Here is a 23,210-nt window from a genome sequence, read left to right on the forward strand (position 1 = left end):
TGCCGACGCCTTCTTGTCGTTTTTTTGGGTTGCAGCAGGTTTGTTCCCGACGCCAAAGAGCACAGATCAGGCAGGACCGCGCTCACGCATTTGCAGCTGCATCAGGACAGCGCTACCTTAGTGCCTTGATTTTTGTTTGGCAAGCCGCCCGATGACCTCCCCCAAGAACGATAAAAATACCCGCACCACCGGCCGTCCGACCCTCAACGAAGTAGCCCGCCTGGCCGGCGTCAGCCCGATCACTGCCTCGCGCGCCTTGCGCGGGGTAAGCACGGTGGCCACCGAACTGGTGGAAAAAGTGCAGAAAGCTGCGCTTGAACTCAATTATGTAGTCAACCCCGCCGCCCGCGCACTGGCCTCGGCGCAGAGCCATTCGGTGGTGGTGCTGGTGCCGTCACTGTCCAACCTGCTGTTCATCGACACGCTGGAAGCCATTCATCGGGTGCTGACGCCCAAAGGCTTCGAAGTGCTGATCGGCAACTTCCACTATTCGCGCGATGAAGAAGAAAACCTGCTGCGCAATTACATGGCTTATCAGCCGCGCGGGTTTCTGCTGACCGGTTTTGATCGCACGGAAAGTTCGCGGCGGATGATCGAGGCCAGCAACATTCCTTGCGTGTACATGATGGAGCTGGACAGTGCTGCCGGAGTCAATTGCGTGGGTTTTTCACAATTGAGCGCGGGCGAAACTGCCGCCGAACATCTCCTGTCTCGTGGACGCAAGCGTCTGGCGTACATCGGCGCGCAGTTGGACCAGCGCACCCTGCTGCGCGGTGAGGGTTTCCGCAAGGCGTTGCAGAAGGCAGGCCGTTACGACCCGGACCTGGAAGTGCTGACGCCACGTGCTTCGTCGGTGGGTCTGGGTGGCGAGTTGTTTTTGCAATTGCTGGCGGCGCATCCCGATGTTGATGCGATTTTCTTCGGCAACGACGACTTGGCCCAGGGTGCGCTCCTGGAAGCGTTGCGTAACGGCATCAAGATTCCCGAGCAAGTGGCGATTCTGGGTTTCAACGACTTGCCGATGTCCGAGCACATGGTCCCGCGCCTGAGCAGCATCAACACCCCGCGCGAGGCAATCGGCCGGCGCGCGGCGGAGCAGATGCTCACGTTAATGGCAGGCAACAAAGTGGCGCGCCCGATGGAGGATATGGGGTTTGAGCTGAAGGTGCGCGAGAGTACCTGACCCTTCACAAATGCTGAGTTGAAACACAACCCTTGTGGGAGCGAGCCTGCTCGCGAAAGCGGTGGGTCAGTCAGTATTGATACAGCTGACACGACGCCTTCGCGAGCAGGCTCGCTCCCACAGGGGATATCTACCAAATTCAATGGCTGAGCAGGTCGACCAACGCCTGCGCGCCCTTCTGCAAGGGCTGGCTCTTGAGCCACACCGCATGCACCGGCAGCACCAAGCCATTTTCGATGTTGCGAAAATTCAGCCGCTTCAAGCGTCCCGCGTCCAGCCACGGCTGCACCACCGACAGCGGAAAATTCCCCCAACCCAATCCCGCTTCAACCATTTCCATCGCCGTCTCGAGATTGTCCGTACGCCAGTAGGATTCAGCCACCAATGGCCGCGTCTCGCTGATCGGCAAGTCGCGGCTGGCGACGAGGATCTGCCGCACCTGCACCAGATCTTCGAGAAACACATCCCGCCCCTGCAACAACGGGCTGTCCGCCGCCAGCGTCGCGATCATGCGTTCGCTGCCGACGAACTGAAACCGCTCCAGCGCATTGACGCTTAACCCGGCAAACGCCAGACACACGCTGACCCGGCCAGTGTGCAACATCGCCAGCACATCATCCTGTGGCGCAGTCAGCACTTCGATATCGAGCAACGGATGCCGCTCGGCAATCACCTTGATCGCTGCCAGCAAGCGGCGCCGATCCATGTCCGCAACCACGCCAATCGACAACCTGCTTTCCAGCCCCAGCGACAGCTCCACCGCGTGCACCTGCAGCTGCTTGAGCTGCTCGGCGATCAGTCGCGCGTGGGGCAACAACGACTGCGCCATCGCCGTCGGTTGCGGCTCGCGATGACTGCGGTCGAACAGCGGGTAACCGAGTTCCGCTTCAAGATTGGCAATGCCCATGCTCACCGCGGAGGGCACCTTGCCCAACTGCCGCGCGGCAGCGGAAAACGAGCCGCGCTCGATCACCGCGAGAAACAATTCGATGCTGTCGCTGCTGAAATTCAAATGCCTCACCTATCAATAAAACTGAAAGCTACCGACTTTTTCTGTCAGGTGCATTGAAGCTATCTTTGCTCGCCTTCGCCAGCCCTGCTGGCCAACATTTGGCAAGAAAGAGGCAAATCTGCATGCAAGGCGTGAAACGCAAACTGGTCTACGTGTCGCTCTACGAAGTGATTGGGATGACCTTCTCGGCCCTCGGTCTGGCGTTGCTGTCGGGCACGTCGCCGGGCAGCACCGGGCCGCTGGCGGTGATCATCACCAGTATCGCCGTGACCTGGAATTTCATTTACACCTCGTTGTTCGAGCGCTGGGAAAGTCGCCAGATCTCGCGCACCCGTACGGTCAAACGGCGCATCGCCCACGCCATCGGCTTTCAACTGACGCTGATCGTGTTTCTGATTCCGTTGATCGCGTGGTGGATGAACATCAGTCTGGTGCAGGCGTTCCTGCTGGATCTGGCACTGATCATTTTCATCCCGTGCTACACGTTCGTGTTCAACTGGCTGTTCGACCGGATCTTCGGTTTGCCGGCGTCGGCGCTACCGGATTCTGCCGCTGCGGCATAAATCGCTAATTCGTAAGCAGATATTGCGAGAAATCAGCGGTTTGACCGGGTAAACCGCTGATATTCACAATCCATCAATTCCGATAGCAGGCTAAGCTTTTCCATCAATAAAAAATGGATCAGCTTATGACTGCTCACGCTCCCGCCGCCGCGCCCAGTGATGGCATCGACCCGGTACGCGCCGCCGAAATTTCCGCCCGCATTGATCGGCTGCCCGCCGTTGCTACCATCTGGCGTCTGGTGGCGCTGCTGTCGATCGGCGGATTTTTCGAACTCTACGATCTGTTCCAGACCGCCTACATCAGTCCCGGGCTGATTCGCGACGGCCTGTTCGCCACTGGCAGTCAGGGGGTGTTCGGCTTCTCCGATCAGGCGGCGTTCGCCTCGGCGACGTTCCTCGGCCTGTTCCTCGGCGCCAGCCTGCTCAGTCCGTTGGCGGATCGCTTCGGTCGCCGGGCAATCTTCACCTTCGCGCTGATCTGGTACACGGTGGCGACAGTCCTGATGGGGATTCAGACCTCAGCGCTGGGCATCATCGGCATGCGTTTTCTGGTCGGCATCGGCTTGGGTATCGAATTGGTGACGATCGATGCCTACCTCTCGGAACTGGTCCCTAAACGCATGCGCAGCTCGGCGTTCGCCTTTGCGTTTTTCGTGCAGTTCCTCTCGGTGCCGGCGGTGGCCTTGATGTCGTGGTGGCTGGTGCCGCAAGCGCCGTTCGGGGTGTCCGGCTGGCGTTGGGTGGTGCTGGCCAGCGCGGTGTTTGCGCTGTTTATCTGGTGGCTGCGCAAGCGTCTGCCGGAATCGCCGCGCTGGCTGGCGCAACACGGTCGCTTCGATGAGGCCAATCGGATCCTCGACCATCTCGAAGCGCGCTGCGCCAAGGATTACGGCAAAGCGCTGGATGCGCCGGAACCGGTGCCGGTCGATGTCGAAGGCAAGGGCCGTTTCGCCGATATCTGGCAGCCGCCCTACCGCCGCCGCGCGTTGATGCTGATCGTTTTTCATATCTTTCAGGCGATCGGTTTCTTCGGTTTCGGCAACTGGTTGCCGGCGCTGCTTTCGGGCCAAGGCGTGAGCATCACCCACAGTCTGATGTATGCGTTCATCATCACCCTCGCCTACCCGCTCGGGCCGTTGCTGTTTGTGAAGTTCGCCAACCGTTTCGAGAACAAATGGCAAATCGTCGGCTCGGCGCTCGGCGCGATGACCTTCGGCACCCTGTTCGCCCTGCAGACCAGCGCCTTCGGGCTGATTTTCTGCGGGGTGATGATCACCTTCTGCAACGCCTGGCTGAGCTTCAGTTATCACTCCTATCAAAGCGAGCTGTTCCCGACCAACATCCGCGCCCGCGCGGTCGGGTTCTGCTATTCGTTCAGTCGCTTGTCGACGGTGTTCAGCAGTCTGCTGATCGGCATGTTCCTGGATAACTTCGGCACGCCGGGGGTACTGGCGTTCATCGTCAGCAGCATGCTGATCGTGATGCTGACCATCGGCTGGTTCGGCCCGCGTACGCGTAATCTGGCGCTGGAGAACATTGCGCATCGCTGACGGCCAACACAGGACTCACCTGTGGGAGCGAGTCTGCTCGCGAAGGCGTCGTGTCAGAAAGGCATGTGCTGGCTGACATAACGCTTTCGCGAGCAGGCTCGCTCCCACATCGGCTATTTGGTGACGTTGAAACAGCTCAGTTCAATTGCAGGGTTTCATTGAACTGACTGATCGCATCCACCACATGCCGCGAGCCTTGCTGAATCTCGAGGATCACCTCGCCCGCCTCGTTCGCCAGCTCCACGCCCAACCCGGTTCGGCTCAGACTCGACTGCATGCTCGACACTGCGCTCAGCGACAGGTCGTGGTTCTTGCGCACCACGTCGACAATTTCCAGAGTGGCCTGACTGGTCCGCGCGGCGAGGCTGCGCACCTCATCGGCGACAACCGCGAAACCGCGTCCATGTTCACCGGCGCGCGCCGCTTCGATCGCGGCGTTGAGCGCCAGCAGGTTGGTCTGATCGGCAATGCCGCGAATGGTCTGAACGATGGTGCCGATGATGTCCGACTGTTTGCTGACCGCATCAATGCTCACCGCCGCTTCGTTCAGATCGCGGGAAATGTCCTGAATGATCTGCACGGTCTGCTGCACCACCTGTGAGCCTTTCTGCGCGCAGGCGTCGTTTTGCACCGAGGTACTGTGGGCCGATTCCGCAGCGTTCTGCAGAGTGGTCATTTGCCGAGTGATGTCGCTGGCGAACTTGACCACTTTGTACAAGCGGCCCTTGGCGTCGAACAGCGGGTTATACGAAGCCTCCAGATAAACCATCTGCCCGGACTTGTTCTTGCGCTCGAAACGGTGCGAGTGATATTCGCCGCGATTGAGCGAAGCCCAGAACGCCTTGTACTGCGCGGACTCTGCTTCTGCGCGGTGACAGAACAGGCTGTGGTGCTGGCCGACAATTTCTGGGTGCGCGTACTGCATGGTCTGCAAAAAGTTGTCGTTGGCGCGGATGACATTGCCTTCGGGGGTGAACTCGATCACCGCCATGGAACGGCCGATCGCCGCGAGCATGGCTTCTTCTTCATGTTCTTTGTTGATGCGTGCGGTGATGTCCGCCGCAACCTTGATGACACTTCTGACCTGTTTGTCGGGACCGAATACCGGCATGTAACTGGCTTCAAGCCAGATTTCCCGGCCACTCTTGTTCAGACGCAGGAAAGTACCGCTGAGCGGTTCACCACGGGCCAGGTCGCGCCACAACTTCGCGTAGTCCTCGCTGCGATAAAAGCTTTCTTCGCAAAAGATCCGATGGTGTTTGCCGCGCACTTCATCGGCGCTGTAGCCCATGGTCTTGCAGAAGTTCTCGTTGGCGTCGAGAACGATGCCGTCCGGAGTGAACTCGATCATCGCCATCGAGCGGCTGATCGCTTCGATTTTCGCGTTGGCCTCAGTCAGCGCACAGCTGAAGCGCTCGATTTCCCGCAGGTCAGCCTTGTGATGTAGGTTGAACATGGTTGTATCACCTTCCGCGCGTTCTTTTGATTTGATGAAAGTTCAGGTCTTGCAAGATCCATCACTACGTTCCACAGAACAGGCACACGCCTTCCCCCACGGGAGGAAGTTGTCAGGTGATAAATGATGATCAATCGGATGCGTCGTGCAGCGACGCTCTGATCAAGACATCCTTTTCTTGATAGCCCGCATGCGGGCCAGCCCTAACGCGTAGAAGAACTTCCATTTAAGTGACGCTCCTTGTTGGTTCAGTGTTGGTGCCTTGAATTGCGCACTCTGGCAGCATGAATCACGGACCAACCTGTGCCGTCGGCCTGTTGGCATGACGGTCGACATGGTTAGTTACCTGCAAGCATAGCCAGCCGAACGCCGGGCGCAAGGCCACTAGTCGGCCAGTATCTGGCACTTTTTGCACAAGAAACGGTTCAGCGCAGGGAAACAGTGTGGTGAAAACGGACGTTTTCGCCAGCGAGGCGGGAGCCCGTGAACCGGGCTTCCGCATGGTTTGATCAATGGCCGAAAATATCGACCTTCTTGGCTTTCTTCTCCGCGCGTTTTTCAATCGCGGTCTTGGCCGGCTTCTTCTTCGCGGCTTTCTTTGAATCCATACCTTTGGACATGATCGGTACTCCACTCACAGGGGTGTGAGTTCAGGTATACACCTATCCCGAAGCGCGCGTTCTTTTATAATCGGCGCTTTTCGCAGCGACAGCCCGAACCATGTCTGACATCCACTACAGCCAGCTCGACGAATCGTTGTGGCCGCTGATGAACAAGTTCTACCGCAGCCACCAGTCGTCGATGAAAGCCGTGCGCGAGGCGCAGTTGTGGGTGGCAAGGCGCGGCGAGATCGTTGCGGCGCTGTGTCTGCGGCCAGCCTCGGGCGGACACTGGCTGACGGGGTTGTTTGTCGATCCGCAGTGTCGGGAACAAGGTGTCGCTGCGCAGTTGATCGCAACGGCGGTTGCCCAGGTGGACGAGCCGGTGTGGCTGTTTTGTCATCCAGATTTGCGCGGATTTTATGAGCGGCGTGGGTTCAGCTTCGATCCGCCACTGCCGCAGGCGATGGCCGAGCGGTTGAGCCGGTATGCGCGGAGCAAGCCGATGATTGCGATGAGGCTCAATCCCGCAGATTTACGCTGAAACCCTGTGGGAGCGAGCCTGCTCGCGAATGCGGTGTGTCAGCGCCGAATTTGGTTCTGATACTCCGCGTTCGCGAGCAGGCTCGCTCCCACAGGGGTTGATGGTGTTCTGACAATCAGTCGTCAGCGTTGGGATCAAGATCCGGAAACAGCACTTCGGTAAAGCCGAACTTGCTGAAATCGGTAATCCGCGACGGATACAGCCGGCCGATCAGGTGATCGCATTCATGCTGCACCACCCGTGCATGAAACCCCGAGGCCACTCGCACAATCGGCTCGCCCTTCGGATCAAAGCCTTCGTAGCGAATCTGCTGATAACGCTCCACCGCGCCGCGCAGGCCCGGCACCGACAGACAACCTTCGAAGCCCTCTTCCATCAACGGATTCAACGGCGTGATCAGCGGATTGATCAGGATCGTCTGCGGCACTGCTTCGGCGTCCGGGTAACGCTCGCTGTGTTCGAAGCCGAAGATCACCAGTTGCAGGTCGACTCCGATCTGCGGCGCCGCGAGGCCAACGCCGCCGACGCTTTCCATGGTCTGGAACATGTCATCGATCAGTTGCCAGAGCTCGGCGCTGTTGAACATTTCCGGTGGTACCGGCGCGGCGATGCGCAGCAGGCGCTCGTCACCCATTTTCAGAATTTCACGAATCATGTTCGGGCTTCATCAGTGTCCGGCTTGAGCGAATGATCGCGGCCCAGGCCCGAGACGTGTTGTTTGGGGGATTCGTCAGGCTCGCCAGGGGCTTTTTCGCCCTTTTCCTTGCCTTCAGCGGACATGTGCTCGATCACTGCATTCATTTCCGCGCCAAGCAACAGGACTGCGGAGGAGATGTAGAAATACAGCAAGAGCACGATGATCGCCCCGATGCTGCCATACATTGCGTTGTAGTTGGCGAAGGTTTTCACGTAGAAGGCAAACCCCAACGAGGCGAGGATCCACACCACCACGGCCAGCACCGAACCCGGGGTGATGAAACGGAATTCCTGTTTGACGTCGGGCATCACGTAATAGATCAGCGCCACCGCGACCATCATCAGAATCACGATCACCGGCCAGCGGGCGATCGTCCACACCGTGACGATGAAGTATTCCAGTCCCACTTGTGCGGCAATCCAGCCCATCACCTGCGGCCCGAGCACCATCAGCGCAGCGGCGATCAGGAGCATGCCGGCGATGCCGACGGTGTAGACGATCGACAACGGGAAGCGCTTCCAGATCGGCCGGCCTTCGACCACGTCGTAGGCGGCATTCATTGCGCTCATCATCAGGCGCACGCCGGCGGACGCGGTGTACAGCGCAATAACGATACCGATGGACAGCAGGCCACCCTTGGATTGCTGCAACTGGTCGATCACCGGGTTGACCTGCTCCAGTGCCTGCGGTGGCAGCACCAGTTCAGATTGCAGACGCAGCCAGGAAAAGAAGTCTGGCAGGTGCAGGAAACCGATCAGGGCAATCAGGAAAAGAATGAACGGAAACAGCGAGAACAGCATCTGGTAGGCCAGCGCCGAGGCGTAGGTCGACATTTCGTCATCGACGAACTCAGTGACCGTGCGCACCATCACCCGGTGCAGGGGCAGACCTTTCATGTCCGGAAATATCATTCGCGTCTCCTTGCGCCGCAAAAGGTTGAAGTCGTGGCGACTCAGGGGCCGTTTTTTACCTCAAGGTAGCCTACTTGGCGATCCTTCGGCGGATGACCGCAGGGTTCTGATACAAAAACGGCCATCCTTGGATGGCCGCTCGTGTGATTCGTTCAAGGCTCGCTTACGCCTTGTCGACGCCTTTTTTCACAGCGTCCTTGGCGTTGCCAACCGCTTGCTGGGCTTCGCCTTTTTTCTCTTGAACCTTGCCTTCGGCGCGCAGCTTGTCGTTGTCAGTGACCTTGCCGACGCCTTGCTTGACGTTACCGACGGCTTCGTTGGCCATGCCTTTTACTTTATCGCCTGTGCTACTCATGGTGTTTCTCCGTGATGCATATAGGGAAGAAAAGTCATTACGTAACGATTGACCGGTGCGCTTTGCGCCGAGTTTCATTTATTTTGCCGGCATTTCGTCGTGGCGCGCAGGTTGCGCTTTATGTTTGCCGGCGTTGCCCCGAGAATGCTCAGCCTACGGGCGTCGCGCCCGGCACACCGATTCGCAGGAATGTCATGAAGCTCAATAAAACCCAGGCCATCGCCCGTCGCAACCAGGAACTGGGCGGCGCCGTGCTCGGCACCAACAACTGCCACTTCGCCGAACTGAACCGCAACCGCAATATCTGGTGGTTCGACCTGCCGGTGTCGCGTCTGGCCATCGGTCAGTACGAGTGGATTCACTTGCTGCTGCACACCCCGGCCACCGATGAGTTGCTGCACCTGAAAGTGCCCACGGTGTTCCTGCGCGAAAAGCTCGAAGGCCTGGTGATTCGCAATGAAGGCAAACGCAAGGCGGCGCTGAGCCTGGAATTGAGTGCGGACAAGGATTCTTATCTGCAGGACATGCGACCGGCGGGGACCAACGTGAATTTTGCGCCGTTTCGTCAGTAGGATTTGTGGCGTCAGCCCTTCCCCTCACCCTAGCCCTCTCCCAGAGGGAGAGGGGACCGACCGGGTTGTTCTTACGGAATACGCCGACCTGAAATATCGAGCCGAACTCAGGTTCTGAAAAGCTTGAAGATCGGCTCCCTTCCCCCTCGCCCCCTTGGGGGAGAGGGTTGGGGTGAGGGGGTAGGATTTACCAGACGCTGCAAATCACCAATCTTTCCCAACAAAAAGCCCCGCATCTGCGGGGCTTTTTATTTACGCGGCAGACTTGGCCTTGATCTTCTTCAGTTCTTCATCCCGCAATTCGCGGCGCAGGATCTTGCCGACGTTGGTGGTCGGCAGCGCATCGCGGAATTCCACCGAGCGCGGCACTTTGTAGCCGGTAACGTTGGCGCGCATGTGGTCCATGACCTGCTCTTTGGTCAGGGTCACGCCCGGTTTGGCGACGATGAAAATCTTGATCGCCTCACCCGATTTCTCGTCCGGCACACCGATCGCCGCGCACTGCAACACGCCCGGCAAAGTCGCCAGCACGTCTTCCAGTTCGTTCGGATAGACGTTGAAGCCAGACACCAGAATCATGTCTTTCTTGCGATCGACGATGCGCATGTAGCCGTCCGGCTGGATCAGCGCGATGTCACCGGTTTTCAGCCAGCCGTCGCTGTCGAGCATTTCATCGGTGGCTTCCTGACGCTGCCAGTAGCCCTTCATCACTTGCGGGCCTTTGACGCACAGCTCGCCGATTTCGCCCAGCGGCTGCTCGACACCGGCATCGTCGATGACTTTGCACAGGGTCGACGGCACCGGAATGCCGATGGTGCCGATCTGGATGTGCTGAATCGGGTTGACCGTGGCCACCGGGCTGGTTTCGGTCATGCCGTAGCCTTCGCAGATGGCGCAACCGGTCACGGCTTTCCAGCGCTCGGCCGCCGCCAGTTGCAGGGCCATGCCGCCGGACAGGGTAACTTTCAGCGCGGAGAAATCCAGCTTGCGGAAACCTTCGTTGTTGCACAGCGCCACGAACAGCGTGTTCAGACCGACGAAACCGCTGAACTTCCACTTCGACAGTTCCTTGACCATCGCCGGCAGGTCGCGCGGGTTGCTGATCAGGATGTTGTGGTTGCCGATCAGCATCATCGCCATGCAATGAAAGGTGAACGCATAGATGTGATACAGCGGCAGCGGCGTGATCAGGATCTCGCAGCCTTCGTTGAGGTTGGAGCCCATCAGCGCCTTGCATTGCAGCATGTTGGCGACCAGGTTGCGGTGCGTGAGCATCGCGCCCTTGGCCACGCCGGTGGTGCCGCCGGTGTATTGCAGCACTGCGACATCGCCGCTGTCCGGATTGGCTTCGGCCACTGGCTGGCCGTGGCCTTTGCTCAGGACGTCGTTGAACTTGATGGCTTTGGGCAAGTGATAGGCCGGGACCATTTTCTTCACGTACTTGATGACGCTGTTGATCAGCAGGCGCTTGATCGGCGGCAGCAGGTCGGCAACTTCGGTGACGATGACGTGCTTGACCCCGGTTTTCGGCACCACGGCTTCGGCCAGGTGCGCCATGTTCGCCAGGCACACCAGGGCCTTGGCGCCGGAGTCGTTGAATTGGTGTTCCATTTCCCGCGCGGTGTACAGCGGGTTGGTGTTGACCACGATCAGCCCGGCGCGAATGGCACCGAAGACCGCGACCGGGTACTGCAGGACGTTGGGCAGTTGCACGGCGATTCGATCACCGGGCTGCAAGTCGGTATGCTGTTGCAGATACGCGGCAAAGGCACCGGACAGCTCGTACAGCTCACCGTAGGTGATTGTCTTGCCGAGGTTGCTGAAAGCCGGTTTGTTGGCGAAGCGTTGGCAGGATTGCTTCAACACTGCCTGAATGTTCGGATACTCGTCTGGATTGATCTCGGCTGCGATTCCAGCCGGGTACTTATCCTTCCAAAAGTCTTCGATCATGGAAGCCCACTCCTCAGCAACGCGAATTCTTCACCGCATTTGATGCGATTATTATTGGTGTGTGTTTTGTATTGGTGAATCCGGCGTTTTACAGGCCGAGAAGTCACAAAGCGCGCCGAGAGTAGCAGCTTTGCCAAGGGTCGACCAGAGCCAAAAGAGGCCCCTACAGTCATATTGATGACTCAAGACTTGCCAGCGGTCATTTTAGAGCAAAAATCCTATTACCCTGTGAAAGCCCCGTAGTCATGGGGTGTAAAAGCAAAAGATCGCAGCCTTCGGCAGCTCCTGCATTTGGAATGCGTTTCCTGTAGGAGCTGCCGAAGGCTGCGATCTTTTCGCTTGTAACCTTTATGCGATGTCCCGCAACTCGCGCCGCAGAATTTTCCCTACAGGCGTCATCGGCAACGACTCACGCAACACGATGTGTTTCGGCACCTTGTAGGCCGTGAAATTCTCTTTGCAGTAAGCCTTCAGCTCTTCCAGGCTGACCCCGCTCTCCCGCGCCACCACAAACAGCTTCACCGCCTCTCCCGAACGCTCGTCCGGTACGCCGATGACCGCGCAGTTAGCGACTTTCGGGTGGGCCATGACCACGTCTTCGATTTCGTTGGGATAAACGTTGAAGCCGGAGACGATGATCATGTCCTTCTTGCGATCGACGATGCGCACGAAACCGTCCGGGTCGATCACGGCGATATCGCCGGACTTGAACCAGCCCTCGGCGTCCAGCACTTCGGCGGTGGCTTCGGGTTTGTTCCAGTAGCCCTTCATGATCTGCGGACCTTTGATGCACAGTTCGCCGCGCTCGCCCAGCGGCTGTTCGACGCCGTCATCGTTGATGATTTTCACCAGCGTGCCCGGCACCGGCAGGCCGACAGTGCCCAGGCGCGACTGATCGCCGTAAGGATTGGTGCACGCCACTGGCGAGGTCTCGGTCAGGCCGTAGCCTTCGGTGATACGGCAACCGGTCATCTGCTCCCAGCGCTCGGCGGTGGCCTTGACCAGCGCGGTGCCGCCGGAGTTGGTCAGCTTCAGGCTGGAGAAATCCAGGGTCTTGAAGTCAGGGTGATCCATCAGCGCGACGAACAAGGTGTTCAAACCCAGTAGCGCCGAGAAGCGCCAGTTCTTCAGTTCCTTGATGAAGCCGGCGATGTCACGCGGATTGGAGATCAACACGTTGTGGTTGCCCGAGACCATCATGCACATGCAATTCGCGGTGAAGGCATAGATGTGGTACAGCGGCAGCGGCGCGATCATCACCTCCTGGCCTTCGCGCAACAGCGGCTGACCATCCGGGCCGAGCTGAGCCAGACAGGCGCGCACCTGCTGCATGTTCGCCACCAGATTGCCGTGGGTGAGCATCGCGCCCTTGGCCAGGCCGGTAGTGCCGCCGGTGTATTGCAGCACGGCGATGTCATCGAGGCCGACGTTCAGCGGCTTGATGCCCAGACCACGCCCCATGCGCAGCGCGCTTTTGAACGAGGTCGCTTGCGGCAGCGAATACTCGGGAACCAGTTTCTTCACTTTGCTGACCACGGTGTTGACCAGCCAGCCTTTGGCGGTGGGCATCAGGTCGCCCATCTTCGCTTCGATCAAATATTGGATGTCGGTGTCGGGCAGCACTTCCTGGACTTTCTGCCCGAACAAATTCAGGTAGACCAGCGCGCGTGCGCCGGAATCCTTGAACTGGTGGCGCATCTCGCGCGGCGTATAGAGCGGGTTGGTGTTGACCACGATCAGCCCGGCGCGCAGCGCACCGAACACGGCAATCGGATAATGCAGAACGTTGGGCATCTGCACCGCAATGCGATCCCCCGGCACCAGATCGGTATGGGCCTGCAGGTAACCGGCGAACGCCGCACTCTGGCGTTCGAGTTCGGCGTAGGTCAGGGTGATGCCCATGCTGCTGAACGCCGGGCGGTCAGCGAATTTCTTGCAGGAACGCTCAAACACTTCGATGACCGACTTGAACTCGCCCATGTCGATGTCCAGCGGTACGCCGGCCGGGCGTTTGTCATTCCAGAAATCAGGTTGCATTGTTCTTGTCCTCTTTACCTGAGCCGATCCGGGAGCCGCTTTCTGTCGTTTCTGCTTCGTCCATGGAAGGCGAAAAGCACAAAGCGGAGCTTCACGGACACTAGCAGCTATGGCCATTGAGGCAAATATGACGCAGGCCCTCATTGATCCCGTGAATCTTCCAGCCGTGGCGTGAGCTGATCAGACGCGCTATACACTGTGGCGATGCTGAGCAAAGGAATCGCCATGACCCACGACACCTTCTGGCTGGACGCGAGTGACCGCAGCCGCCTGTACGTCAACCGCTGGCTACCGGCCACGCCATTGAAAGCGGTGATTCTGCTGGCCCATGGCATGGCCGAACACAGCGCTCGCTACGCGCGGCTCGCCGACACGTTTTGCGACAAAGACTATGGCGTGTACGCCCCGGATCTGCGCGGCCATGGTCGCACCGCCGACAACGGCACCCTTGGCCATTTCGCCGATGACGACGGCTGGTGCAAGGTCGTTGGCGATCTGGCCAGCCTCAACCAGCACATCGGCCAGCAACATCCCGGCGTGCCGATCATCCTGCTCGGCCACAGCATGGGCAGCTACATCGCCCAAGGCTATTTGTTGCACCACAGCGCCAGTCTGCACGGGGCGATTCTCAGCGGCTCGAATTTCCAGCCGGTGGCCCTCTATCGCATCGCGCGGCAAATAGCCCGGCTGGAAAAACTGCGCCAGGGCGGCAAGGGCCGCAGTGCGTTGATCGAGTGGCTGTCGTTCGGCTCGTTCAACAATAAATTCAAACCGGTGCGCACCCGTTTCGACTGGCTGAGCCGTGATCCGGCCGAAGTCGACAAGTACGCCGCCGACCCGTTGTGCGGCTTTCGCTGCACCAATCAGCTGTGGGTCGACCTGCTCGGCGGGTTGCAGCAAATCAGCAAAGCGTCCAATCTCGCGCAGATCGATCCGGGCCTGCCGCTGCTGGTGATTGGTGGCGAATGTGATCCGGTGAGCGAGGGCAAGCGTCTGACAGATCTGGCCAATGCCTTGCGCAGGGCCGGCAGCCAGCACCTGCAACTGAAGATCTACCCGCAGGCCCGGCACGAATTGTTCAATGAAAGTAATCGCGACGAAGTGACCACCGATGTGCTCGCCTGGATCGACCAGGCCCTGAGCCACCGGCGCCCGCAGCGCAGCGAATAATTTTTTGTGGATTGACTGAAATCCGTCACAGGAATCGAAACCGATGACCCAGGTTACCAACATCCCTTACGAAGCCCTCGAAGTCGGCCAGACCGCCAGCTACAGCAAGACTGTCGAAGAGCGCGACATTCAGCTGTTCGCCGCGATGTCAGGCGACCACAACCCGGTGCATCTGGACGCCGAGTTTGCCGCCGCCAGCATGTTTAAGGAACGCATCGCCCACGGCATGTTCAGCGGTGCGCTGATCAGTGCAGCGGTGGCCTGTGAATTGCCTGGGCCGGGCACCATTTATATCGGTCAGCAGATGAGCTTTCAGAAGCCGGTGAAGATCGGCGACACGCTGACAGTGCGTCTGGAAATTCTCGAGAAGCTGCCGAAGTTTCGTGTGCGCATTGCCACTCGCGTGTTCAATCAGCGTGATGAATTGGTAGTGGATGGTGAAGCGGAGATTCTCGCGCCACGTAAACAGCAGACGGTGACGTTGCCGACATTGCCGGCGATCAGTATCGGTTGATCGAAAAGATCGCAGCCTGCGGCAGCTCCTACTTTGGAATTCATTCCCCTGTAGGAGCTGCCGCAGGCTGCGATCTTTGCTTTCCAGACGCGCACAAAAAACGCCAGACAAGCTGGCGTTTTTTTTCAGCCGACTAACTCTTACGAGTTCGCACGAGCCTGATTACGCAGGGCTTTCACCTGGTCGTGGTTGCGTTGTACGCCGTGGTACTGACGCTCAACCAGGTCACGAATACCCACCAGATTGTGCTTGGTGATTTTTTCCAGCGCTTCTTTGTAAGCCTTCAGGGCATGGTCTTCACCGCGCTCGGCTTCGTTCAGCACAGCCTCTTCGTCTTTGCCGGTGAACATGGCTTTCACGTCGACCCAGCGACGGTGCAGGTCACCGCTCACGCTGGTGGAAGTTTCCGGATCGCCGCCTAGCGAACGAACGGCCGCTTGCAGCTCAGTTGCGGCAGCGGCGCAATCAGCTGCGCGAGTCACAAACAGGCTTTTCAGCTCTGGGTGCTTGATGTCTTCGGCGCAAGTCTTGAAACCTTCCTGACCGTCCTTGGAGGTTTCGATCAGGTCATTGAGTACCGAGATGGATTCTTTGTTTACGTCAGTCATTTTCCAATTCCTTGCGGTTGGTTGAAGATGCAAGGGATATTGCAGTGTGCGTGCCAGTTTGCTTATTGATAATAGAACCTTATTTTTCAGTGACTTACAAAAGATTGAACCATCTGCATGCTGGTTTTTTGCATGATCTGTCATTTGGCCTGCATGCAGAATGCCTGTATTTTCCAGGCTGTGATGTGAATCGATGAAGCGTGCTGATGAATCCGGAAAAACTCGAACTGCTGATTACCCGCGAAATGCCCTTCGGCAAGTACAAAGGCCGAATCATTGCCGACCTGCCCGGCCCCTATCTGAACTGGTTTGCCCGTGAAGGCTTTCCCCACGGTGAACTCGGTGGCCTGCTGGCGCTGATGCAGGAGATCGACCATAACGGCCTGTCCGACCTGCTCGAGCCGCTGCGCGCAAAACACGGCAAACCCGCCCCGCGCCACTGACGCGCCCTTCCCTCTTGAGCCTTGCCGACCATGCCTGACAACACCCGCCGCGCCCGTGACGAAGCCTTCTGGCAAACCTTTGCCGATCGATACGATGTGCAGCCCGGTCCGGTCAATCTGGAAAACGGTTACTTCGGGCGCATGTCGCGCACAGTGATCGAGGAGTACCAGCGCAATATCGAGCTGATCAACGCCAGCAACTCGATTTATGCACGCCAGCGCTTTGAACAGCACGACAACCTTGAGATCCGCGCGCAACTGGCCGAACTGATTGGCGTGCGCGCGCAAAGCGTGGCGCTGACGCGCAATGCCACCGAAGGCCTGCAATCGCTGATCCGCAATTACAATCGTCTGCAACCGGGTGATCAGGTACTGATCTGCGACCTCGAGTACGACACGGTCAAGGGCGCCATGCGCTGGCTGGCGAAGCAGCGTGGCGTTGAGGTCATCGAAATTGCCCACCACCATCCCGCCAGTTTCGACAGCCTGCTGGAAAGCTACCGCGAGGCTTTCGTCCGCCATCCAAAACTCAAACTGATGGCCCTGACCCACGTCACCCATCGCACCGGTCTGGTTATGCCCGTGCAAGCCATCGCCGCGCTGGCCAAAGAGCATGGCGTCGACATCATCCTCGACGGTGCCCACGCCCTCGGCCAGATTGAATTCGACCTGCAAGCGCTGGGCATCGCTTTCGCCGGTTACAACCTGCACAAATGGATCGGCGCACCGCTGACCCTCGGCTTTATCTATATCGCCCCGCAGCGTCTCGCCGACATCGATCCGGACATGGGCGAGATGCATTACCCGGTCAGCGATATTCGCGCGCGGACCTCGTACAGCACGCCGAACATCCCGGCACTGATGACCTTGCCGCTGGTGTTCGAAGAGCACGACGCGCTCGGCGGCGCCGCAGCCAAAAGCCCACGCCTGAGTTACCTGCGCAACCTGTGGGTCAGCCGGGTCCGGCACCTGCCGGGCATCGAGGTGCTGACGCCGGACGACCCGCAACTGTATTGCGGGATCACCGCGCTGCGCTTCACCCGGCATGCCGATCAGCAGGCCATGGCCGAGCGTCTGCTCAGAGAGTTCAACCTGTTCACCGTGGTGCGCACCGGCGCCGCGTGCGGGCCGTGTATTCGCATTACCCCGGGGCTGACCACCACGGCTGGCGAGATGGAGCAGCTGGTTCGGGCGCTGGACCAACTGCGCTAGAACGGCGCTCCGGAGTTTTTTTCGTAGCCTTCAAGGCCAAGCTGCGACGACACGGCGAAGGTGTCGATGCCGAGGGTCTGGCAGGCGAAAGCACCGTCTTCAAGATCCGCGCCGGCGATCGGCTGCAACACCAACCGCAAGGCGTCCTCGGCGGCACCTTCACAGCCGCAGCGGCCTGGGACGTGCAAGGTGCCGGCCCAGGCCTCGTGGTGAGCTTGCGCTCCTGCTTCGTCGCCGGGAATGAATACGTTCAGCTTCAGGCAAGCAGCGCCGTGCGCCAGTCGGTCCGGATAGACACTGGTGAAACGGACGATGCCATGGCTGTCGGTCGATTGACTGCCGCCCAGGCTGGTGTCGCCATCGACACGCTGTTGAATGCGCACCAGCGCGCCGATGACCGGCTCGCTGGTCATCGCATCGACCAGCGACAGACGCAGGACCAGCGGCAAGCCTTGGACACCTTGGCTGATATTGCGCACTTGAGATTCAGCTGCGGGCCGGCCGAGGGGAAGTTGCTTCGGTTGATAACGGGATTGTGGCGTAAGGGTCAGAGACTGAAGGTCGTCCATGAGGCGTTCTCTCTTCCATAAGATGGACGCAGATTAACCCCGTGAAAAAGTCAGCGTGCAGTAACTATGTATCGCCGCATGTACCGGCAATTTTTTTCAGCGCAAAAAAAAGGTGCGCCGACCAAGCGCACCATAAAGCCGTAAAGCACACAACGAAGTGTCGGGTAACGATCAGTCCAGCAGCGCCAAGGCTTCGGCAGTGCATTCCTGAATGCGGGACCAGTCGCCGTTCTTGATCCACTCCGGATCAAGCATCCAGCTACCGCCCACGCACATGACGTTTTTCAGCGCCATGTAGCTCTTGATATTGGCCGGGCCGACGCCGCCAGTCGGGCAGAATTTCACTTCGCCGAACGGGCCGCCGAGGGCCTTGATTGCCGCCACGCCACCGCTGACTTCCGCCGGGAACAGCTTGAAGCGGCGATAGCCCAGACCGTAGCCTTCCATGATCCCCGAGGCGTTGCTGATGCCCGGCAACAGCGGAATCGGGCTGTCGACGCTGGCTTCGAGCAGGTCGCGGGTGATGCCCGGGGTGACGATGAACTGCGAGCCTGCCGCTTCCGCCGCTGCGAGCATGTTGCGGTCGAGCACGGTGCCGGCACCGGTCATCAGTTCCGGGCGCTGTTCGCGCAGGATCTGAATGGCCTTGAGGCCGAACTGCGAACGCAGGGTCACTTCCAGCGCAGTCAGGCCACCGGCGGCGAGGGCGTCGGCCAGCGGCAGCACGTCCTGTTCGCGAGCGATGGTGATCACCGGCAGGATCCGCGCCTTGGCGCAGAGACTGTCGATCAGGGCAACTTTGTCCGCCATGGAAACGGTCGGGGATGGGGTTGTCATAGCGGCTGTTCCTTGGCTCATGGGCACCAGTAAATCTCTAACGTAGGTTGCAGAAACGCGCGCACCGGCATGGCCGCAACGTCATCGGATGCCAGCGCGGCATTCAGGGTGGTCAGTTTCGATTGACCGGAAATCGACAGAATCTTGTGCCGGGCCGAGGCCAGCAGCGCGCGGCTCATGGTCAGGCGCTGACGCGGCACGCTTGGCGCCAGCATCGGCCAGCAACGGCGCGTGCCATCGGCTTGCAGGGCTTCGGCGAGGTTCGGGCTGTCGGGGAACAGCGATGCGGTGTGGCCGTCATCGCCCATGCCCAGCACCAGCACGTCGATCGGCGGCAGTTCGCCGAGCAGACGATCGGCCTGTTCAGCAGCCTGCTCGACGTTGGCCGCCGCGCTGTAGAGGCTGAGGAACTGTGCCTTGGCTGCCGGGCCTTTAAGCAGATACTGCTTGAGCAGACCGGCATTGCTGTCGGCATGTTCCACCGGTACCCAGCGTTCGTCGGCCAGGGTCACAACGACCTTCGACCAGTCCAGCTCCTGCTTGGCCAGGTGCTGGAAAAACGCTACCGGGCTGCGCCCGCCGGACACCACCAGCACCGCGTTGCCGCGCGCGGCAATGGCGTCGCTCAGTTGATTGGCAACGTTCAGCGCCAGGCCTTCAGCCAGCAGCACCGGGCTGTTGAATTCGCGGGCAGTCACACCCGTCGGCAGTTGCACATCAGATATCGCCATACCACGACCTCCCGTCCCGCGTGATCAAAGCAATGGAGCTCATCGGCCCCCACGACCCGGCCGCATAAGGCTTGGGCGCGTCGCCGGATTTCTTCCACCCGGCAATCAGCTGGTCACACCACTTCCACGCGGCTTCGATTTCATCTTTACGGACAAACAGGTTCTGATTGCCGTTCATCACTTCCAGCAACAACCGCTCGTAGGCATCGGGGATCCGCGCGCTACGCCAGGTGTCGGAGAAATTCAGTTGCAGCGGCCCGCTGCGCAGTTGCATGCCCTTGTCCAGGCCCTGCTCTTTGGTCATCACGCGCAAGGAAATGCCTTCGTCCGGTTGCAGGCGGATGATCAGTTTGTTGCTGATCTGCAGGCGTTGCTCCGGGGCGAAGATGTAGTGCGACGGTTCCTTGAAGTGGATGACGATCTGCGACAGCTTCTGCGGCATGCGCTTGCCGGTACGCAGGTAGAACGGCACGCCGGCCCAGCGCCAGTTGCGGATGTCGGCACGCAGGGCGACGAAGGTTTCGGTGTCGCTCTGGGTATTGGAATTCGGTTCTTCGAGGTAACCCGGAACGGATTTGCCTTCGCTGTGGCCGGCGATGTACTGGCCGCGCACCACTTGTGTGGTCAGGCCTTCCGGACTGATCGGCGCCAGCGCCTTGAGCACTTTTACCTTTTCGTCACGGATGCTGTCGGCGGACAGGTCGGCCGGCGGGTCCATGGCAATCAGGCAGAGCAGCTGCAACAGGTGATTCTGGATCATGTCGCGCAGCTGGCCGGCCTTGTCGAAATAGCCCCAGCGGCCTTCGATGCCGACCTTCTCGGCCACGGTGATTTCCACGTGGGAGATGTAATTCTGGTTCCACTGGGTTTCGAACAGGCTGTTGGCGAAACGCAGGGCGATCAGGTTCTGAACGGTCTCTTTGCCCAGATAGTGGTCGATGCGGTAGGTGCGGTCTTCCGGGAAGAACTGCGCTACTGCGTCGTTGACCTTGCGCGAGGACTCCAGGTCAGAGCCGATCGGTTTTTCCAGCACTACACGGGTATTTTCGGCCAGACCGACTTTCTCGAGGTTCTCGCAGATAGCGCCGTACACCGCCGCCGGGGTGGCGAAGTAGGCAATCATGCGCTGGCTGCTGCCGGCCAGTTCCGCCAGCGCCACGTAATCCTCAGCCTTGAGGAAGTCGACGTGCAGATAGGTCAGGCGCGCGAGGAAACGCTCGGCCACGGTTTCGTTCAGCTCTTTGCCGACATAACGGCGCAATTCGGCGGCGATGAACGCCATGTGCTGCTGCTCGCTGCCGGGCTCACGGGCCAGCGCGATGATGCGCGTATCCTCGTGCAGCAGGTCGGCACCGTCAAGGTGATACAGGGCAGGAAACAGCTTGCGCAGGGCCAGATCGCCAAGCGCGCCGAACAAGGCAAAGGTGCACGGTTCAACCGTAATGGAAGGCATGATGTTTGTTCTTTTATCAAGTTAAGCTACAAATACCTTTTTTCAAGGCATCACTCAAGGGAAAATGTAGTAATAACCACAACATTTTCGCAGAATACTCAATCCGAGTGGTGGTCGCCCGGACGCATCAGTAGGATAGGCCACCGTCACGGGCCATATCAAAGGCCCAATTTGCATAGCCCGACGCAACTCTGCGTCGGTGAATCAGGAATTCCATATGGACCGCGTGCGAAATTTACTGGAACAGATCCAGAGTCGCCTTGAAGAGCTGAACAAGGCCGAACGTAAGGTCGCCGAGGTGATCCTGCTCAATCCGCAGCAGGCCACCCGCTTCAGCATCGCCGCCCTCGCCCAGGCCGCCTCGGTGAGCGAACCGACGGTCAACCGTTTCTGCCGCTCGTTCGGTGTCAGCGGCTATCCCGAACTCAAGCTGCAATTGGCCCAGAGCCTGGCCAGTGGCGCGGCGTATGTCAGCCGTGCGGTCGAGGCTGACGACAATCCCGAAGCGTACACGCAGAAGATTTTCGGCAGCGCCATCGCTTCCCTGGACAGTGCTTGCCAGGCGCTCGACCCAAACCTGATCAGCCGCGCCGTCGACCTGTTGATCCAGGCCCGGCAGATCCACTTCTTCGGCCTCGGCGCTTCGGCCCCGGTGGCGCTGGATGCGCAGCACAAGTTCTTCCGCTTCAACCTCGCTGTCACTGCCCACGCCGATGTGCTGATGCAGCGGATGATTGCCTCGGTGGCGCACACCGGCGAGCTGTTCGTGATCATTTCCTACACCGGGCGTACCCGCGAACTGGTGGAAGTGGCGCGAATCGCCCGGGAGAACGGTGCTTCGGTTTTGGGCCTGACAGCGGAGAATTCACCGCTGGCCAAAGCCAGTACCCTGAGCCTGAACATTCCACTGCCGGAAGACACCGACATTTATATGCCGATGACCTCGCGGATCATTCAGTTGACCGTGCTGGATGTGCTGGCAACGGGAATGACCCTGCGCCGTGGCGTGGATTTCCAGCCGCATCTGCGCAAGATCAAAGAGAGTTTGAATGCCAGCCGGTATCCGGTTGGGGATGAATTCAACTAAAGATCAAAAGCCCCCTCACCCCAGCCCTCTCCCGGAGGGAGAGGGAGCCGACCGAGGTGTCTTGCGCGGTACATTGACCTGAAATATCCAGTCGATTATGGATTCAGAACTGCACTTTCACGTCGGCGTAATTCTTGAGCATCCCCCATTCGGTCCCCTCTCCCTCTGGGAGAGGGCTAGGGTGAGGGTATCGGTGTACTTGACGCACTAAGCCGCCGCCCACGCCTGCAAACTCAAATGCGCCTTCTCCCCCGGCGCCAGGTGCAGGCTGTCCGTGCCACCCGCCGCTGCTTCCACGCAGACGAATTCGGAAATCTCGTCCCAACTTACCCCCAGTAACGGACGCGCGCCGGGATGCCAGACGACGGTGTCGCCGCTGTCACCGGTATCGATGCACAACTCGCGCTGCCAGGCGTGATCCTTGAGCTGCAATTCGCCGTCATGCTGGAACACCCGCTGACAGCCGCCATCGACCCGCAACTCGCCTTCCTGCTGGCAAACCTGACGATTCAACTGGTCATAACCCTGAGCGCCTTCGAGCCCAGACAGCGCTATCTCACCAACATCGCCTATACGCCAGTAAGCGTGCAAAGCCTGGCTCAACTGGCACGGCATGTCGTCCTGATGCTCGGTGCTCAGGCGTAATTCCATGCGTTCGCCCAGGTGCGCGTGCAGGTCGACCTGCCAATCGCACAGCTGCAATTGCCAGTGCAGGCGCACGCCGTCTTCGGCGCTGCTGCTGTCGAGCAGTTTCCAGTCGAGCAGTCGCGCCCAACCATGGGACGGCCAGGCGTTTTCGCTCGGATGACGGCCATACCAAGGCCAGCACACCGGCACGCCACCGCGAATCGCGCCGACATGCGGCCACTTCGCCGCGCACCACAACCACGGCTTCTGCCCACGCGGCTGAAAGTGCAGCAACTGCGCACCCTGCCGACTGAACACCGCCTGACACAGCGGATGATCGATCACCAACACGTCGCGCATCTGATAGCGCTCCCAGGCGAACACCGGTCGCTCGCGCAGGGATTTGAAGAAGCGTTGCAGCGGATGCTCAGGCATTGGCTACGGTTCCGAATCAACTTTCATGGGCGGCGCGAACCCTCCAAAAAAAAGCGGACAGCCTGGGCTGTCCGCAAAATGCGCACATAGAGAGG

Annotated in this window: 23 protein-coding genes and 1 pseudogene; 10 read left to right on the forward strand and 14 right to left on the reverse strand. The window is 59.5% G+C overall.

Translation table 11 applies throughout. The features are described 5' to 3' along the window. The first annotated feature begins 151 nt into the window (after nucleotides 1-151). The gene (gene gntR, locus NF676_RS20595; protein ID WP_056787988.1) at nucleotides 152-1,183 is read left to right on the forward strand and encodes an HTH-type transcriptional regulator GntR; all 1,032 of its coding nucleotides are present in this window, start codon (nucleotides 152-154) and stop codon (nucleotides 1,181-1,183) included. A gap of 139 nt (nucleotides 1,184-1,322) precedes the next feature. Here the strand turns inward: gntR and NF676_RS20600 are convergent, their stop codons facing one another. Beyond that, entirely contained in the window at nucleotides 1,323-2,195 is an 873-nt protein-coding gene (locus NF676_RS20600; protein ID WP_252886688.1) for a LysR family transcriptional regulator, read from the reverse strand. Nucleotides 2,196-2,317: 122 nt separating this feature from the next. Between NF676_RS20600 and NF676_RS20605 the strand changes: the two genes are divergently transcribed. Together NF676_RS20605 and NF676_RS20610 are read left to right on the forward strand one after the other, a co-directional pair. Continuing rightward, nucleotides 2,318-2,758 (forward strand): PACE efflux transporter, encoded by a 441-nt coding sequence (locus NF676_RS20605; RefSeq protein ID WP_252886689.1) that lies wholly within the window; start codon nucleotides 2,318-2,320, stop codon nucleotides 2,756-2,758. Nucleotides 2,759-2,883: 125 nt separating this feature from the next. Next, complete coding sequence (locus NF676_RS20610) at nucleotides 2,884-4,308, forward strand: MFS transporter (protein WP_252886690.1); 1,425 nt, start codon at nucleotides 2,884-2,886, stop codon at nucleotides 4,306-4,308. Between the two features lie 136 nt (nucleotides 4,309-4,444). Here NF676_RS20610 and NF676_RS27840 read toward each other — a convergent pair whose 3' ends face one another. Together NF676_RS27840 and NF676_RS27845 are read right to left on the reverse strand one after the other, a co-directional pair. After that, nucleotides 4,445-4,984, reverse strand: coding sequence for a methyl-accepting chemotaxis protein (locus NF676_RS27840; protein WP_223259141.1), 540 nt, complete (start codon nucleotides 4,982-4,984; stop codon nucleotides 4,445-4,447). Between the two features lie 54 nt (nucleotides 4,985-5,038). Beyond that, nucleotides 5,039-5,764: pseudogene (locus tag NF676_RS27845) on the reverse strand (PAS domain-containing protein); the annotation flags it as partial. A 720-nt stretch (nucleotides 5,765-6,484) separates the two neighbouring features. Here NF676_RS27845 and NF676_RS20625 point away from each other — a divergent pair. Then, complete coding sequence (locus NF676_RS20625) at nucleotides 6,485-6,907, forward strand: GNAT family N-acetyltransferase (protein WP_252886691.1); 423 nt, start codon at nucleotides 6,485-6,487, stop codon at nucleotides 6,905-6,907. 115 nt (nucleotides 6,908-7,022) lie between these two features. Here the strand turns inward: NF676_RS20625 and def are convergent, their stop codons facing one another. The 3 genes from def to NF676_RS20640 all read right to left on the reverse strand — a co-directional run bounded on the left by def (nucleotide 7,023) and on the right by NF676_RS20640 (nucleotide 8,870). Further along, on the reverse strand, nucleotides 7,023-7,562 hold the full coding sequence (gene def / locus NF676_RS20630; protein WP_076563914.1) for a peptide deformylase: 540 nt from the start codon (nucleotides 7,560-7,562) through the stop codon (nucleotides 7,023-7,025). Further along, nucleotides 7,559-8,515, reverse strand: a complete 957-nt coding sequence (locus tag NF676_RS20635; RefSeq protein ID WP_150637508.1) for a YihY/virulence factor BrkB family protein — start codon at nucleotides 8,513-8,515, stop codon at nucleotides 7,559-7,561. Before NF676_RS20635 ends, def begins: the two co-directional genes overlap by 4 nt. A 163-nt stretch (nucleotides 8,516-8,678) precedes the next feature. Beyond that, on the reverse strand, nucleotides 8,679-8,870 hold the full coding sequence (locus NF676_RS20640) for a CsbD family protein (protein ID WP_041479186.1): 192 nt from the start codon (nucleotides 8,868-8,870) through the stop codon (nucleotides 8,679-8,681). A gap of 194 nt (nucleotides 8,871-9,064) precedes the next feature. Between NF676_RS20640 and NF676_RS20645 the strand changes: the two genes are divergently transcribed. After that, the gene (locus NF676_RS20645; protein WP_016775519.1) at nucleotides 9,065-9,442 is read left to right on the forward strand and encodes a hypothetical protein; all 378 of its coding nucleotides are present in this window, start codon (nucleotides 9,065-9,067) and stop codon (nucleotides 9,440-9,442) included. A 252-nt stretch (nucleotides 9,443-9,694) separates the two neighbouring features. Here the strand turns inward: NF676_RS20645 and fadD1 are convergent, their stop codons facing one another. Then, nucleotides 9,695-11,392, reverse strand: coding sequence for a long-chain-fatty-acid--CoA ligase FadD1 (gene fadD1, locus NF676_RS20650; protein WP_024014053.1), 1,698 nt, complete (start codon nucleotides 11,390-11,392; stop codon nucleotides 9,695-9,697). Between the two features lie 348 nt (nucleotides 11,393-11,740). After that, nucleotides 11,741-13,429: a long-chain-fatty-acid--CoA ligase FadD2 gene (fadD2, locus tag NF676_RS20655; RefSeq protein WP_024014054.1), complete on the reverse strand. Its 1,689-nt coding sequence runs from the start codon at nucleotides 13,427-13,429 to the stop codon at nucleotides 11,741-11,743. A 225-nt stretch (nucleotides 13,430-13,654) separates the two neighbouring features. On the opposite strand from fadD2, the gene NF676_RS20660 reads away from it, so the two are divergent. Together NF676_RS20660 and NF676_RS20665 are read left to right on the forward strand one after the other, a co-directional pair. Further along, nucleotides 13,655-14,599 (forward strand): alpha/beta hydrolase, encoded by a 945-nt coding sequence (locus NF676_RS20660; RefSeq protein WP_095181493.1) that lies wholly within the window; start codon nucleotides 13,655-13,657, stop codon nucleotides 14,597-14,599. 43 nt (nucleotides 14,600-14,642) lie between these two features. Next, nucleotides 14,643-15,113 carry a MaoC family dehydratase gene (locus tag NF676_RS20665; RefSeq protein ID WP_003227420.1) on the forward strand — a complete coding sequence of 157 codons (471 nt, stop codon included), beginning with the start codon at nucleotides 14,643-14,645 and terminating at the stop codon, nucleotides 15,111-15,113. A 140-nt stretch (nucleotides 15,114-15,253) separates the two neighbouring features. Here NF676_RS20665 and NF676_RS20670 read toward each other — a convergent pair whose 3' ends face one another. Continuing rightward, nucleotides 15,254-15,721: a PA2169 family four-helix-bundle protein gene (locus NF676_RS20670; RefSeq protein ID WP_252886692.1), complete on the reverse strand. Its 468-nt coding sequence runs from the start codon at nucleotides 15,719-15,721 to the stop codon at nucleotides 15,254-15,256. A 206-nt stretch (nucleotides 15,722-15,927) separates the two neighbouring features. Between NF676_RS20670 and NF676_RS20675 the strand changes: the two genes are divergently transcribed. Next, a complete protein-coding gene (locus tag NF676_RS20675) occupies nucleotides 15,928-16,164 on the forward strand; it encodes a DUF3820 family protein (protein ID WP_003227425.1) in 237 nt (78 codons plus the stop codon). Nucleotides 16,165-16,194: 30 nt separating this feature from the next. After that, complete coding sequence (locus NF676_RS20680) at nucleotides 16,195-17,376, forward strand: aminotransferase class V-fold PLP-dependent enzyme (RefSeq protein ID WP_150637503.1); 1,182 nt, start codon at nucleotides 16,195-16,197, stop codon at nucleotides 17,374-17,376. On the opposite strand, the gene NF676_RS20685 is transcribed toward NF676_RS20680, so the two are convergent. The 4 genes from NF676_RS20685 to zwf form a co-directional block, all read right to left on the reverse strand. Beyond that, nucleotides 17,373-17,945, reverse strand: a complete 573-nt coding sequence (locus NF676_RS20685) for a peptidase associated/transthyretin-like domain-containing protein (protein ID WP_150637501.1) — start codon at nucleotides 17,943-17,945, stop codon at nucleotides 17,373-17,375. The two genes, NF676_RS20680 and NF676_RS20685, sit on opposite strands and share 4 nt — an antisense overlap. 171 nt (nucleotides 17,946-18,116) lie before the next feature. Continuing rightward, on the reverse strand, nucleotides 18,117-18,782 hold the full coding sequence (locus NF676_RS20690; RefSeq protein WP_056787965.1) for a bifunctional 4-hydroxy-2-oxoglutarate aldolase/2-dehydro-3-deoxy-phosphogluconate aldolase: 666 nt from the start codon (nucleotides 18,780-18,782) through the stop codon (nucleotides 18,117-18,119). A 17-nt stretch (nucleotides 18,783-18,799) separates the two neighbouring features. Further along, the gene (gene pgl / locus NF676_RS20695) at nucleotides 18,800-19,513 is read right to left on the reverse strand and encodes a 6-phosphogluconolactonase (protein ID WP_150637499.1); all 714 of its coding nucleotides are present in this window, start codon (nucleotides 19,511-19,513) and stop codon (nucleotides 18,800-18,802) included. Then, entirely contained in the window at nucleotides 19,500-20,966 is a 1,467-nt protein-coding gene (gene zwf / locus NF676_RS20700; protein ID WP_016773537.1) for a glucose-6-phosphate dehydrogenase, read from the reverse strand. The genes pgl and zwf overlap by 14 nt, the downstream gene beginning before the upstream one ends. 226 nt (nucleotides 20,967-21,192) lie before the next feature. On the opposite strand from zwf, the gene NF676_RS20705 reads away from it, so the two are divergent. After that, nucleotides 21,193-22,053 (forward strand): MurR/RpiR family transcriptional regulator, encoded by an 861-nt coding sequence (locus NF676_RS20705; protein WP_169842436.1) that lies wholly within the window; start codon nucleotides 21,193-21,195, stop codon nucleotides 22,051-22,053. 207 nt (nucleotides 22,054-22,260) lie between these two features. Here NF676_RS20705 and NF676_RS20710 read toward each other — a convergent pair whose 3' ends face one another. Beyond that, nucleotides 22,261-23,115, reverse strand: coding sequence for a D-hexose-6-phosphate mutarotase (locus tag NF676_RS20710; protein WP_095181488.1), 855 nt, complete (start codon nucleotides 23,113-23,115; stop codon nucleotides 22,261-22,263). Nucleotides 23,116-23,210 lie beyond the last annotated feature (95 nt).

The sequence above is a fragment of the Pseudomonas siliginis genome (assembly GCF_024072275.1).
Classification (GTDB): Bacteria; Pseudomonadota; Gammaproteobacteria; order Pseudomonadales; family Pseudomonadaceae; genus Aquipseudomonas; species Aquipseudomonas siliginis.

What these genes read in the sequence shown, in the direction of transcription:
- gntR (WP_056787988.1), top strand. Translation starts at nt 152, where the DNA reads ATGACCTCCCCCAAGAACGATAAAAATACCCGCACCACCGGCCGTCCG.
- NF676_RS20605 (WP_252886689.1), top strand. Translation starts at nt 2,318, where the DNA reads ATGCAAGGCGTGAAACGCAAACTGGTCTACGTGTCGCTCTACGAAGTG.
- NF676_RS20610 (WP_252886690.1), top strand. Translation starts at nt 2,884, where the DNA reads ATGACTGCTCACGCTCCCGCCGCCGCGCCCAGTGATGGCATCGACCCG.
- NF676_RS27840 (WP_223259141.1), bottom strand. Translation starts at nt 4,984, where the DNA reads ATGACCACTCTGCAGAACGCTGCGGAATCGGCCCACAGTACCTCGGTG.
- NF676_RS20625 (WP_252886691.1), top strand. Translation starts at nt 6,485, where the DNA reads ATGTCTGACATCCACTACAGCCAGCTCGACGAATCGTTGTGGCCGCTG.
- def (WP_076563914.1), bottom strand. Translation starts at nt 7,562, where the DNA reads ATGATTCGTGAAATTCTGAAAATGGGTGACGAGCGCCTGCTGCGCATC.
- NF676_RS20635 (WP_150637508.1), bottom strand. Translation starts at nt 8,515, where the DNA reads ATGATATTTCCGGACATGAAAGGTCTGCCCCTGCACCGGGTGATGGTG.
- NF676_RS20640 (WP_041479186.1), bottom strand. Translation starts at nt 8,870, where the DNA reads ATGAGTAGCACAGGCGATAAAGTAAAAGGCATGGCCAACGAAGCCGTC.
- NF676_RS20645 (WP_016775519.1), top strand. Translation starts at nt 9,065, where the DNA reads ATGAAGCTCAATAAAACCCAGGCCATCGCCCGTCGCAACCAGGAACTG.
- fadD1 (WP_024014053.1), bottom strand. Translation starts at nt 11,392, where the DNA reads ATGATCGAAGACTTTTGGAAGGATAAGTACCCGGCTGGAATCGCAGCC.
- fadD2 (WP_024014054.1), bottom strand. Translation starts at nt 13,429, where the DNA reads ATGCAACCTGATTTCTGGAATGACAAACGCCCGGCCGGCGTACCGCTG.
- NF676_RS20660 (WP_095181493.1), top strand. Translation starts at nt 13,655, where the DNA reads ATGACCCACGACACCTTCTGGCTGGACGCGAGTGACCGCAGCCGCCTG.
- NF676_RS20665 (WP_003227420.1), top strand. Translation starts at nt 14,643, where the DNA reads ATGACCCAGGTTACCAACATCCCTTACGAAGCCCTCGAAGTCGGCCAG.
- NF676_RS20670 (WP_252886692.1), bottom strand. Translation starts at nt 15,721, where the DNA reads ATGACTGACGTAAACAAAGAATCCATCTCGGTACTCAATGACCTGATC.
- NF676_RS20675 (WP_003227425.1), top strand. Translation starts at nt 15,928, where the DNA reads ATGAATCCGGAAAAACTCGAACTGCTGATTACCCGCGAAATGCCCTTC.
- NF676_RS20680 (WP_150637503.1), top strand. Translation starts at nt 16,195, where the DNA reads ATGCCTGACAACACCCGCCGCGCCCGTGACGAAGCCTTCTGGCAAACC.
- NF676_RS20685 (WP_150637501.1), bottom strand. Translation starts at nt 17,945, where the DNA reads ATGGACGACCTTCAGTCTCTGACCCTTACGCCACAATCCCGTTATCAA.
- NF676_RS20690 (WP_056787965.1), bottom strand. Translation starts at nt 18,782, where the DNA reads ATGACAACCCCATCCCCGACCGTTTCCATGGCGGACAAAGTTGCCCTG.
- pgl (WP_150637499.1), bottom strand. Translation starts at nt 19,513, where the DNA reads ATGGCGATATCTGATGTGCAACTGCCGACGGGTGTGACTGCCCGCGAA.
- zwf (WP_016773537.1), bottom strand. Translation starts at nt 20,966, where the DNA reads ATGCCTTCCATTACGGTTGAACCGTGCACCTTTGCCTTGTTCGGCGCG.
- NF676_RS20710 (WP_095181488.1), bottom strand. Translation starts at nt 23,115, where the DNA reads ATGCCTGAGCATCCGCTGCAACGCTTCTTCAAATCCCTGCGCGAGCGA.